This window comes from Sediminibacter sp. Hel_I_10 (assembly GCF_000688335.1).
In the GTDB taxonomy this organism is placed as follows: domain Bacteria; phylum Bacteroidota; class Bacteroidia; order Flavobacteriales; family Flavobacteriaceae; genus Psychroserpens.
In genome coordinates this window covers 3,097,344-3,111,693 of the sequence record NZ_JHZX01000001.1, presented here as the reverse complement: position 1 = coordinate 3,111,693, position 14,350 = coordinate 3,097,344, and the positions used below count along the sequence as shown (strand labels likewise).

Sequence of the window (14,350 nt, the reverse complement as noted above, 5' to 3'; positions counted from 1 at the left end):
TCAATTACCTGTATAATGTAAAGTTCCCCACGAACTCCCTGTCCGATGTGGTGCTGTTGGGGCTCACCACGTACCAATAGTCGCCCGTGGGCAGTTCATTGCCGTTGTACCTGCCGTCCCAGAGCTCTCCCTGTCTCAGCGAGGCCACCTTGCGACCGTACCTGTCAAAGATGTCGAACTCAAGGTTCGGGTAGCCGTTCGAGCAGCCCGGTGCCCAGCCATCCTGGATACCATCGCCGTTGGGCGTGAAATAGTTCGGGATACAGATGTCAACGAACTCATACTCCATCGACTCGCTCCTATCACAGCCCGAGCCATCGGTAACCGTGATGTTGTAGGTGCCCGTCTCGTAGATCGTGAACACGTTGTTATCGCCCTGGGACTCGCCGTTGAGCCAGAACTCGTAATCGCCGGTGCCGCCTGTGGCAACCGCAACGATCTCGTTGAGCTCCCCTTCCTCCAGCACGAGCGCCAATGGCTCGAACTCCGGGATCTCGAAGAACTTCGTCGTCACGATACATCCGTTGGTGTGCCTTACGTCAACATAGTGGTCCCCTCCCGTTGGAACGTCCGTGAAGACGTTGCTCATCTGGTAGGGACCGCCGTCCAATGAATAGTCCAGCTCCGCCGTATCGGTGAGCGTACCGTCCACCATTACCGTCACCGCGTTGACCGCATTGTTGTTGTCGCAGCTGAAGGACACCTCTACCTCCGCCTCGATGCGCACCGACCCGGGGAAGCTGATGTTCCACTCAGACTCGCAGCCGTTACTGTCACGTACAAAGACCACATGGTCACCGCCCACCAGATCGGTAAAGTCAAACTGTGCCTGCGTGGCACTCCCCTGGGTGTACACACCGTTGTAATCGTCAAGGCTCACGCTGTAGGGCTTCACACCGCCCGAGATCTCCACGCTGAACTCCCCGTTGGCCTCGCCGAAGCAGATCTCCGGGAAGAAAGAGTCCGCAACGATCCCAAGGATCACCGGTGCTGGCTCGGTAACCGTGAAATCGAAGGTCACGTAGCAGCCCAGTTGGTCCTGAACGATCACATCGTAGGTGCCCGGTGAAAGGTCCACGAACGTGTTGGTCGAGAAGAACTGGTTGAGCTGGGGCGAGATCGCATATTGGACCGTGCCCGTGCCACCGGTGGCCGTGATCTCCACAGCACCGTTGTTGGTACCGGGACAGGAGATGTTCGACACCTCGAAGCTCACCTCCAGAGGCGCATCGGGCTCCGTGATGCTCACCGGTAGGGACCCATCGCTACAGTCACCGCTCTCCACCAATACGATGTAGTCACCGGCAACAAGCCCGGTAAACACCCCTGGGCTATTTTGAACTGCATCGGTGATCTCAACACCGGAACCGTCCTGGAGGATGTAGACATAGTCCCCAAGTCCTCCAGTGGCCGTGGCGATGATCGCTCCGGTATTGTCGCCGGCGCAGTTGATCGTCGCGTTGACCAGTTCAAGCTCGAGCTCCAGTGCAGGGATCTGCTCTATCGTGATCTCATTGGAGACCGTGGCCACACAGCCGTTGGCATCCCTTACGTAATAGGAATAGGTCCCCGGTGCAACGTCGAACGTCGCAGAGGCCGTGAAGGTCCCTAGTACCGTGGCAAAACCGCTGTCATCGCTGTATTGGTAGGCACCCGTACCCCCGCTAGCGCTAAGCGTAAGCTCGGCATCGATCAGACAGGTCTGGGCCGTTGCCGTAACAAGGCTCGCGGTGATCGGCGTCGGCGCACCGATGACGATATCCGCAGAGGTCCTGCTACAGCCGTAGCCATCGTTGATCACAACGCTATAGGTCCCCGCAGCTAGGTCCGTGAACACATTAAGGGTCTGTGGACCGGAGGTGCTCGCCGTTGGCAGCACCGTGTTCAATGTATAGGTGTAGTTGCTGCCCTGTCCGCCACTAACGTTGCTCACCGTGATGCTCGCATCCTGGTCGCCAAAGCAAAGGAGCGTACCCGTGCTCGCCGTGAAGGTCGCGTCAATGGGCAACGGCACCTCTAGGGTGATCGTCCCGGAGGCGATACAGCCACCCGAGTCCATCGCGTTGACCGTATAGGTCCCCGCGGAAAGGCCCGTGAAGGTCCCGTTGGAAGAATAGCCGACAGTACTTGCACCGGTAAGCTCGTACTCAACATCACCCCAGCCACCTGTGGCAACCGCGGTGATCGTACCCTGGTCATCCGAACAGGTCACATTGGAGCTCTCCGTCAAGTCTAGAGCTAATGTTTCCGAAGGGGAATTGATGATCAAACTTGCAGTCGCCGAGCAAAATGGGGCATCGGTCTCAGTTAATTCTACTGTATACGTTCCTGCTGGTACTCCTGAAACGGTTAACGGATTGGTAGTTGTATTCGCAATAACGCTTCCTGTTACAGATGTACCGGCAGTATTGAATACTTCATAAGTATAAGCGCCTGTATACCCACTAACATTGATTTCAAAAGGTGCATCTTCACCAAAACAAATCACCGTAGTCGGCGTAAGCGTAAATGTTAATGGATTGGCACTTGGTATTGTTATGCTCACATCTTCAGTACAAGCCGTAAGATCATCTGTCATTGTCACCACATAATCTCCAGAAGGAACTCCTGTAAATGAGCTTCCAGAAAACGAAATTGATGTGGCACTAGGATTAATACTATACGTATATGATCCTGACCCGCCTGATCCTATTAGTGTGATTTCACCATCATTATCGTTACATGAAGGAAAAGCAGTTACTGCAGGAACCATATCTAATGGTGCGACAACATCTATAGAAACCAAATTACCACAACCGTTGGCATCTTGAACTTCGACCGTATGCGTACCAGAAACGAGATTTGAAATTGTGAATGGCGCGGTTTGCGTTTGAAATGCACCACCGTCTATACTATAACTGTATGGGGCAATCCCAGCAACATCTAAAGTAACATCAATAGCATATGCACCATCTTCTACCGTACATTGGTTATTAGTAACTGCGGAAATACTAGGTGCAGGATCCATAGGCAATACTTGAACAGGACTCGTTACGATACAACCATAAGCATCGATCACGTGAACGTAATAATTACCTGCGTTTAAGTTAAATGTACTTGCGTTGGCCCAGTTCGTATCTGAAGCCAAAGGCGCCGTTGCACTTGTAGTCACTTGATATTGATAAGGGGCTGTACCAAACTGTGCAACAGCACTAATAAGTCCTGAATTGTCAACACAATTTGCATTGTTATCCACAGAAGCTGTAAGCTCTAAAGGAAGTGCAGATTCGGTAATGTTAAAAGGAACACTTACCACACTACAGCCCGTATTTGGGCCTACGGTTTCAGTGATGAGTACATAGTAGTTTCCAAAAGGTAATGCTCCTAAATTGGTAACATTTAAAGCACCGTTTGAAGGTACCACGCCTGTACCGCTAATTCCTGTTGTTTCTAAAGAAAGCGATTCAAATATCTCATAAGATACCGTAGCAGGTGCAGCATAAACACTATTAACCGTGAACGATACATTACCGTCATCACTACCATTACATGTAATATTATTTGCGCTAACAGCAGTAGCCGTTAAGGTAGAATTGGTTGGTATTGGTGCTGTTGAAGGCTCATAATAACTACAATCTGTAGCTGCATCATAAACGATGAAGGTATATTGAACCCCAGGCGTTAAACCTGTAAAGGTAGCCGATTGACTCCCTGGTGCATCTTCTGCAATCCATGACCCTGCAGGATTTGGATACACAGAAACTGGTCCTTGATAGATACTGAAAAAGAATGGTCCAGCACTCGCTAAAGATGAGCCTACGCTAACTACTGCTTCCCCTCCAGTAAGACAGTCTACAGTAGTATCTATATTAATATCTAAATCTGTTGGAGGTGATGCCACCAATACATCCTGAAATAATACAGAACAACCATTGGCATCTACGACATTTATTTGATAAAGTCCGAAATCAACAACATCAAAACTCACAGATGTTGAACCCGTGGTATTAAGTTCTGAATTTTCATATCCATTAGTCCCTGTCACAAAATAGTTATAAGGCGATGTTCCCCCTGTAACCCCATCAATAATAATGGAGCCTTGAGAAATCCCTCCAGAAGCACATGAAATATCCACGGTAGAATAGTTGACCATGATTGGCTCTGGCTGATCGATTATTATGTTCTCCGTTGCGCTACATGATTTAGCATCGGTAACCGTAACCGTATAATTACCCGCAGCTAAACCAGAAGTCTGAGTTCCATAATCTACGCCTGTAGTATCATTGGTAACATTGATTGTAAATGGTGCAGTTCCTACTGTGTTATCAATAGTCACTGATATAGACCCATTACTATCTCCATTACATAAGATCGGTTGTGTTTGTGTTACAACACTTAAGTCTGGTAATGATATTTCTTGAACTGTTTGAACTCCAGAAGTCACGGTACATCCATTACTGTCTGTAATTTCAAATTGATAGGTGCCTTCATTTGGCGTAGAATAGCTAAATGTTGTACCTGTTGATCCAACAGAAGTATATGTTCCACCATCTACAGACACAGCATAGGTAAATGGTGCTGTACCACCAGAAATGGTTCCGTTAATTGTAGCATCTGGAGATGACGTACAGTCTAAATCTTTAGTCAATACGGTACTCACAGTCAATACTGGCAAAGGTGCTATGGTAAGTGTTTTACTGTAAGTACATCCGTTTTCATCTTGAATTCTGAACGTGTATGTGTTTGGAGCTAATCCTGCAAACACATTAGAGCTTTGATAAGCCGTTTGAGCAGACGCAGGTGCAGTAATTTGATAGTCAAAAGTGCCTGATCCACCAACAACATTAATGATTGAAACATCTGAAGTAAGCTCAGGACACGATAAAGCAGTGGCATCAAAATCCATATCTGTGATTGGATTTAAAGGATCAATGACCACTTGATTGCTTAACGAGGTACAGTCATTAGCATCTTTTATAGTGATGGTGTATGTTCCTGAAGTTAATCCAGTAAAATCTGGACTATTCTGAAAGTTAATACCATCAATGCTATACGTATAAGGTGCATCACCCCCAGTCACTGTGCTCACCGTGATGGTAGCCTCTGTGGCACAGGTAAAGGCTTGAGTTAATTCTGCAGTCCCTCCAATAGCTGTTGTTGACGTAATTGTAACGGTTTGGGCATCTGTTAAACATACCGAACCTCCTATGCTATATTGCACTACAACGTCATGATCACCTTCACCAAGACCCGTAAATACTGGGGAGTTGATGAACGTTGCGCCACCGTCTACACTATATTGTAAGCTACTGCCATTGGCATTGGTAACATTAATAGTAATTGTACCACCATTGCCAGCGTTTGCACACGTAATATCTGATGTGCTTACCGTAAATTCTGGAGCTAAAATTCGATCTACTAAAATCGTGGTGCTTGCCGTACAGTTGTTGGCATCAACAACCATAATTTCATAAGTACTAGGATCGGTCACGATCACAATGGGATCGGTCTGGAAATCCGTAGTACTGTTTACAAAATAAAAATAAGGTGGTGTTCCTCCTTGAGGATAAATAGTGATCTCACCATCCTCACAAGCCAAAGGCGCTGTTAAAGCAGCAGTAACTGTTAAAAGTGGCGGCTCAATAATCGTAATCTCTTCTGAATAAGTACAGCCATCTTCGGTTTCTAAAGTCGCTGTATAAGTTCCTGGATTTAAATTTTCGAATGTATAATTGTTATCTACAATTGGTCCAACACTATTCACTAACGTAGCACCATTGTAAAGTTCAAAGAAATATTGCGGAATGGCGTCATTTGCTGCAATTTGGATGCTACCCTTATCCCCATTACAAAATGGCTGAATCACCAAAGTAGAACCGGTAAAATTTCGGTCTCTTACCTGAACATCTTCAACAGTAAAAATACAAGGGTTGGTTTCAATACCTACTTGTCTAATATATACGGTATAAATACCTGCAGAAGTAATAGAGAATGTACTGTTGGATTGAAAATTTGTGCCATCCAAACTATATTCATAGCCACTTGGCACACCACCAACAGTTATTGATCCTGGCGTATCACAAACAATATCTGTAGTTGTTACTGAAGGATCTAGTAAGTTTTGATATACATTGAAGTAAAACTGAACAAAGCAACCTCCTTCAAAATTAACGGTCAATCGGTATTGTCCTGCTTCTTCTGCAGTAAAATCGGATCCTGTCTCTACTGAATTCCAAACACAGCTATCATTTTCATTGGCACAATCCGGATTAGATACGGAGGTGCAACTAGACTCATCCAACTTATCCCATATAATTGAAGCGGCACTAGCGATATTGGTTTCAATATCCCTAAAATCATTGGCACCACATAAATAGATATTCGGTAATGGCTTACCATCATTAGGACAGATAATTACCTCATCTGCATAAGGAATTACTGGGTTTTGAATATTTCCGCCGAAAAGTTCTACATTAAATATCTGATCAATAGATTGACATGGCGCAACAGCAGTATTTCTCACGTAGTATACACCAGGATCGTTTACGGTAATGGTTTGGGTAGTACCGATAACAGGTGTCCCAGAAGGGCTAGTTGACCAAGAATAAGAATCATAGCCATTGGCTGCAGTGATGTCTAAAGTAGAGCCACAAAGTGTTTCGTTTTGAGTAAAAATACAATCATTAAGATCTGCTAAAAAGTTAGTGGCTTGCGGTGATAATAAACAACCTGTATTTGCGCTATAACTTGGATCATCTGTAATTAAAAAATCTGGATTTAATACACTTCTATAAGTGGCATAAGCCTGATTGTTGATTAAATCTGAACACACATCTACCAAAAGACTACAAGACTCCACTACGGTTACCTTGAATCGAATTTCTGAAACTGGATCATTCTCTTCTACAACATAATCTTCTATTCTGAAGATAATTTCTCTGGTAGCCGCATCATAACTTTCTACACTAACTCCTGGAGGCAGAGAGATCACATCGTTTGGGTAATCAAAAACGATATTGATTGGAAGGATATCACGAATTATAAAATCTGTGGCATCATCATTTCCTAAATTCTGAAAGCCAATCACATAATTGAGCTCATCACCAAGATCAACCACTTGACCACCAATATTGTTTCCAAATTCATCTTCAACAATTTTAGTCAAGACAATATCTGGCTCAATGATTTCTACAGAAAATGACGTCACGAATGCTCCAAAACCATCACCGCTTGTGGTTAATTTTAAATCTCCCGCAGTTTCATCATTTGGGATCACCAAATTGGATGGATTAGGGATTTTTAAATTATTGATATCTAAACCTAGCGTATTTGTACTTGCTGGATTTCGATTGAGGTTGTGAACCCCGTTCATGGTAATGGTTGAATTGAAAAAGTTATTGGGTTGATTTATAGCATCACTTAAGGTTGTAAAATTGGTGGAACCACTTGCCTTGAACCGGAAAGAATCTCCATAAATACCAAAATCCCCTTCTAAAGCGCCTACGCCAATATTCGCATTTACAGGGTATGGTGCGGGTAATGTTTGAAATCCTGAAACAGGAATATCTAAATCTGTATTACCTTGAACGCCAGCGTAACCATCAAAAACGGCAATGTATTTGCTAGGTAAAATTGGGCTCTCATAAATAACGACCATCGTCCAACCTGCTGAACAACCTCCATTTCTTCTACCTCTGGTAGCTCGCAGGTTTGCTACTGTATATTTCCCGTCAGATTCAGTCAGATTCTGAACAAGATTAGTGACATTTTTATAACAAATAATTGGAGAATCTTTAAAGGAGTTTTGCACACCTGCGCCGTAATATTCATACCCATCAAAAATAATATCATCTTCCTCCCCTATTGGATCAGAATCATTATCTGCCACCAAATCAATGAAATCACCTGTTGGCAGCTTAAACTTGATCTGGTTCCAATCTTCAAATCTTGGTGTTCCTTGGAAATTGGCACTTTGATTATTCGCAACTTCTACAGGATAGACAGATGCCCAATAGAGACCGGCGTAAAGAATCTTTTTACAATCCGTATCAATTGTTAGATCGGCACTACTAGAACTAAAGATATCAGGATCGCCACCACTTTCTACGTTAACGTAAATACCCTCATTGGAGTTATTTTGCTGATTTCCATTATAGGGCAAACCTAATCCTGCTGCGGTTACAATATTGTTACCAATAAACACAACATCACCTTTAACCTTTATGCTCCCGCCATCCAGTCTAGGCGTAAATGGCACAGCCAGTTGGGCGAAAGCGCTCGTGCTTAAAAAAATGGTAAATAGGACTACCAATTTTTTTATGGTATTTCCTTTACCAATAACGAGGTTCTCGGAATAATATGTCAATGCGCTTACAATTGAGCCAATTGACTTAGGGTTAGTAGGTGTTTTCATGTTGTTGCGATTTGGGTATTCATTAATCAGCAATGGGCTTTGTTAACTAATGAATTGGTACTTTAAAAATGTTCTATATAATCTGCTTTGTTTTTAATTTTCTATTTTAACAATTGACATTTTTTCGTTGTATGGCAGACTACCTTTTGCTTCTAAAGCTTTATTGGCCTGATCTACCGAATTGAATTTTTGATAATAAATGTAATATTTACTGGTGTTGACATCGTAGAAGAAATCAACATCTGATTCTCCTGAAGCTACCATGTTTTTAATAAATTCATCTCTCTTGTTCACATCATTGTGCACGGCAACGGTCACATAGTAACCAGCTTCTACATTTTGTACATTCTTCAAGATTTGAATATTTCCACTTTGTTCTTCACCAAAGTCAAAATCTTCAGATGTAAGCGGCTCATTACTCAAAGCAGTAGTTTGCTTAATAACCTTCAACTTCGTTCTATCTTGGGCATATCTATCGGCATCACTGTCATACACTGCGCGCTTAATTCTTCTTTTACGCTCTATCTCGGTAGCTATTTTAATATCAGCCAAAGATGTCGTTAAGTTAGTTTGTGCTTCAATAGCCTTAGCCTGCTCTGCTTTGAGTCTTTCTATTTTATTTTTATAAAACAAGCTCACTTCATCATTTTTCAAACTTTTAATCTTAATACGCTCATTATAGATTTCTTCTAATTCTTCTATGGTTTTACTGCGCTCAGCTATGGTTTGATCAAGCTCAGACTTTAAGGCTTCAATAGCATTATTTTCAGCCGTAACGCTCTTAAATTCTTTAGGTGGCGTAACCACTCCCTGCTCGCTCAAATCATTTTCTTTCTTAAGATCCTTAAGATCTTGATCTTTAACAGCCACAGCATCACTTAATCGTTTTAATAGATCTTGTTGCTCTGCTTTTGCATTATCCGTTTGCTCCACCAATTCTACCATAGATTGACCTAAAGCATCTGATGGGTTCGGGTTTTGATCAGTTTGTTTTTGTGCTGCTGCAATAGCCTCAGCTTCTTCTCTCAACGCTCTATCAATTTCGTTCTGAATCTCGATTTCCGCCTGTCTTTGAGCTTCTAATTTTGCCTGTTCTTCAGCCTCTGCAATAGCTTGAGCTTTCTCTGCTTCCGCTCTTAATGCTTCTTCTGCTTTAAGCGCTCTATCGATTTCATTTTGAATTTCGATTTCAGCCTGTCTTTGAGCTTCTAATTTTGCCTGTTCTTCGGCAGCTGCAATCGCTTTGGCTTTTTCTGCTTCCGCTCTTAATGCTTCCTCTGCTTTAAGGGCTTTATCTATTTCGTTCTGAATTTCGATTTCCGCCTGTCTTTGAGCTTCTAGTTTCGCTTGTTCTTCAGCCGCTGCTTTGGCTTTAGCTTTTTCTGCTTCCGCTCTTAATGCTTCTTCTGCTTTAAGCGCTTTATCAATTTCGTTCTGAATTTCGATTTCCGCCTGTCTTTGAGCTTCTAATTTTGCTTGTTCTTCAGCTGCTGCCTTGGCTTTAGCTTTTTCTGCTTCCGCTCTTAATGCTTCTTCTGCTTTAAGCGCTTTATCTATTTCGTTTTGAATTTCGATTTCCGCCTGTTTTTGAGCTTCTAATTTTGCCTGTGCTTCTTCTGCTTCTAATTGCGCTGTATTTTCTGCTTGTGCCTCCGCCTCGGCATTTGTTATAGCTTTTGCTTCTGCATCTTTTTTAGCTTCAGCTCGACGTTCTTGCGCTGCCTGGCGATTAGCTTCTGCCTGCGCTTTGTCTATTTTGGATGTAGGTCTCTTCACTTTCTTTTTATTTGAAGAAAGTAGTCCTGCAACTTCTTCATCGCCATTATAGCGATAGCGTTCTTTAGATTGAAATCTAAAGGCCAAAGAGATCTCGTGAGAAGAACCAAAATCCATCAAATCTCCAATAGCTTGCTCATAATTATACTCTACAGCAATGCTCTGAGTGATATTAAGACCAACTCCTGCCGAAGCACCATATAACGTATTGTAACCCACTTGTGCCCAAATACCTTTTGGTACAGTTAACATTGCCAAACCTGAAATTATGGTTTGATCTTTACCGAATTCTGTTTTTGCTAATGCTGAAAATTTACTTTCGTCAAAAAAACCACTTGCATTGATCAATCCTGTATGCATGACATGAGCTTGAATGCTTTGTTGTGGATCATCTTGAATAAGTTCAGAAGTATTGACATTATACAATACAAGATTATTGATAGATACTCCAAAATCTAAAAAAGATAATCCATAATTGATCCCAGGATTTACCGTTAATACTAAATTAGAAGGCACATTTTCTAGAGAAGGATCCTGAAAATTAGTAACGACACGACCAGTATTAACGCCGCTATTGTAAACCCCTAAATTTAACCCGAAGGTTAAATTGTTATCTCTCTGAATTCTTGCGTTATAGGCAAAATTTAAGATACCACCAAACGTCGTAAGTACGCCATAGTTTTCTTGAAAGAGTCCAAGACCTACACCTATATTTTCTTTTAAACGCCCAGAGTAACTGCCCATGTAGGTCGTTGGAGCGTCTTCAAATTGGGTGTACTCCCTTTTATTGGTGATACTGATATATCTGTTTTGTTCTCTAACAAAGCTAAATGTCGGGTTGATTAAATAGCGATTAAATGTCAAGGAATTTCTTACCGGTAGGTCAAGGGAAACTACCCCATCATCTTCTTGGGAGAACATCTGTATAGAACAGAAAATTAGTGCTATGGTAAGTAAATAAATTTTCATATTATTTAATAACCGTTATTGACCCCTTTTTGATGTCACTGTCTGAGGTCTTGATGATGTAATAGAATACCTTATTGATACTCGTTAGGTCTAATTGGTCAATTGGCCAGTTGTTTTGATAGTCTGTTGTGTTAAATATCATTTCTCCTTGTCTAGAGAAAATCGTCACCTCAGTATTGGTCCCACTCACATATGGTGTTGGGATGATCCAAGTATCATTAATACCATCTCCATTAGGACTGATAATATTTGGAATGTTTTCCACATCTGGAAACAGATCCAATGCTTCGTTGATTTCAACTATAAATTCATTTGAAACCACACATCCATTTGTCTGTGTAATTACCAATGTATAGGTACCAAACTCAGTTGCGATGTAGGATTCTGTTTGTTCTCCAGAAATAAGTACATCGTTAAAATACCATTCAAAAATCGGATCTACTGCCGTGGTACTGGCAATGATTTCTATACTTTCTCCTGCCTCAATCTCATTGGTATCAGGAACGTTAAGTGTTGTGATGAAATTCTCGCTCACTAAATCAATCGACCCTAACGCTTGGCAATTTCCAAGATCAATTTGAACCGAAAATGTGCCAGACTCATCTGTTTGATACATTTGCTCTGTAGCTTCTGGTATCAATACACCATCCTGAAACCATTGGTAACCATTACCTGCAATAGTGCTTAGTGTGGTCATGCCCTCATCTGGACAAAATGGACTCCCAAGGCTAGAGCTGATGGTTGCATTAGCTTCTCCAGAGATAGCTTCTGAAATCGTGACTCGGTTTGAAAATGAGTTGGAAGTACAGGTTCCATAATTGGTTTTAACAAAATACGTACCTTCTTCTGTAACTTCTAAAGTGTTTCCTTGAGATATAAAGACCGAGGTCGTTGGACCGGTTTCTCTGAACCAATTAAAGGTAAGTGACGGATAATTTAAAGGAGAATCATTATCACCCGTACCTGGGTTATCAATGGTCAACAAATAACTCCCGCCTTGGCAAAAAGCGCCAGTTGGCACTAAGTTGTTTATGGTAAACGGACTGTCCTGTAATTTATAATATGCAGCAAACGTTGCAGAACCAGAGCTTGTAGCTGCTGGAGCCGTACTCTTTACACGAACTCTATAGCCCTCTCCAGAAGTTGTATTGGGCAATGAAAAATTTAAAGTTGCAGGTGATGTTGTGAACTCACCAACCTGAGATGTAAAAACAACAGTGGCACTAGAAAAGTCTCCACTGGCATCAGACATTTCTAGAATAAATTGATTAGAACTGGCTAATGCCGATTCTGGGGAAAATATAAAAGTAACGTTATAAGAATTAAAAGTTGAGCTTGCACATGCTTGACTAAATCCTAAACTTGGAGAGCCTATCACAATTTGAGCACATGCAACTTTACCGAAGGAGAAAAGTAGCAAGCACCAAATAAAACAACAATTTCTAATGATAATAGTGTTACCCATTTTGCTATTATTGACTTGGTCTATTACTTTTTAATGATTTGATTGAAAACATGAAAATACCTTGACCTTATTTAAAAGGACCACATTGTCACTGTAAATTGAATTGAAAGGCGATTTCTTTTTAATCTTCCACTTCTACGTCGTTAGAAGCCAAGATCTTATTAATCCTTAATCTGAAATCGGGTTTTTTGGGATTTTTAAGATCTATAAACGTTTCAGAATCAGACCCTTTCGAGTACACATTATAGAAAGCTCTGTTCCCATACCAGTTTTCTAGATCTTCATTATTACTAGAGTTTTCTGTAAAAAGATTACCGTCACAGTTGTTGAAATACATTTCACTAAATTTTAGCTTCTCTAGGTTTTCATTGTTGATTTTAGTAGCACTATCAAAGACAACTGCCGGCTTAAATCCAGAAATTACGCTTTTACTGATATCTATCGCAGCATCTTGATCTACAAAAATGCCTTCTTTTACCAAACCTACACTTATATCTGCATCAAGATCCTCACTCACATTTACCAACGTGAGATTTTCAGCGGTAACACTAGTCCCTTTTTTAGTGAAGTCTACCTCTTCTTTCTGGTTGTAAGAGGACACATACATGCATTTTGATCCATCAGCACCTGAGACATAAGGAGAACGAATAGCTAGAGAATTTGAAATGTTACACTGTGTGCCGTAGTTGAACTTATAGTCATTACTACTAGATCTGTAAGAAACCATTTTGCTCATATTGACAATGCCACCAAGAATGGTAAAAGAATTTCCTTGACTAAAACTTACCATTACATTTTCAATCACTGTTTTACTTCCCACCCCTGCTAAAGTAAGTGCGTTAAAGTAACCATGTTGGCGAGTTCTTTTACCGGCATATTCTATCCTAACATAACGTAAAATACCAGAATTACTGGCCGTATCATTTCCGCCGTAGCTAATATTCTCGTAAGCCGATGGTTTTAAGCCATAATCTACCGAGGAGGCATTACCATATTTATTAATGGGTGCATCCCCCAATATAAACAAGCCACCCCAATCTCCTTCTTTCTTAACACCTCTATTTGAGGTAAAGACAATGGGATCTGTTTCTGTTCCGTTGGCAATGATCTTACAACCTTTAGAAATAGTTAAAGAACCATTGGTTTTAAAATCACCAATGATTACAGTGCCTGGTTCTATGGTTAAGGTTGTACTATCTGTTACAAATACACTACCTAGCAAAAGGTAAGTATCTCTTTTGCTCAACTTGGTGTCTTTAGAAATATTACCCGTAAGGATTTGGGTAGGCTCTCCATAGTCTTTGGTGTTCGGCTTAAACTCTGTCCAAGCATTCAACCAGTTGTTGGTACCTATGATTCCTTTTTCTTGCTGGGCATCTACATGACCATATATTAAAAGAAATAAACATATGATTTGAGTAAAATTTTTCATAGTAGATTAATTAAGATTAAAATTTGACTTTTAAATGATAGATCAAACATACTAACAAATTCCATGAAATACAAATAATATCGATAAAATACTCACTTTAACACTAATTGTAGTTTTAATACTACATATTTAACATTTTTATCGGCTTAAAAAGTAATAATTTACAACACCCACCCAAATGATAGGACCTCATCCCAGAACTTTAGCCTTCTTTCATCATCAGTTTTTCAAGAAATCACAGAGCATAAAAAAACCCAATACTTAAATATTGGGTTTAAAAAAAACATTGAAAATATGAAAAAAAGATTGGTTGGTT

General features: G+C 41.3%; 4 protein-coding genes. All 4 read right to left on the bottom strand.

What is annotated here, in order from left to right; translation table 11 throughout:
• Positions 1 to 4 precede the first annotated feature (4 nt).
• Entirely contained in the window at positions 5 to 8,392 is an 8,388-nt protein-coding gene (locus P176_RS0114080) for a T9SS type B sorting domain-containing protein (RefSeq protein WP_081820766.1), read from the bottom strand.
• 93 nt (positions 8,393 to 8,485) lie between these two features.
• The gene (locus tag P176_RS0114075) at positions 8,486 to 11,137 is read right to left on the bottom strand and encodes a PorP/SprF family type IX secretion system membrane protein (protein WP_026755303.1); all 2,652 of its coding nucleotides are present in this window, start codon (positions 11,135 to 11,137) and stop codon (positions 8,486 to 8,488) included.
• Between the two features lies 1 nt (position 11,138).
• Complete coding sequence (locus P176_RS0114070) at positions 11,139 to 12,602, bottom strand: gliding motility-associated C-terminal domain-containing protein (protein ID WP_051605507.1); 1,464 nt, start codon at positions 12,600 to 12,602, stop codon at positions 11,139 to 11,141.
• Positions 12,603 to 12,723: 121 nt separating this feature from the next.
• A complete protein-coding gene (locus P176_RS0114065; RefSeq protein WP_026755301.1) occupies positions 12,724 to 14,034 on the bottom strand; it encodes a hypothetical protein in 1,311 nt (436 codons plus the stop codon).
• Positions 14,035 to 14,350: the final 316 nt, after the last annotated feature.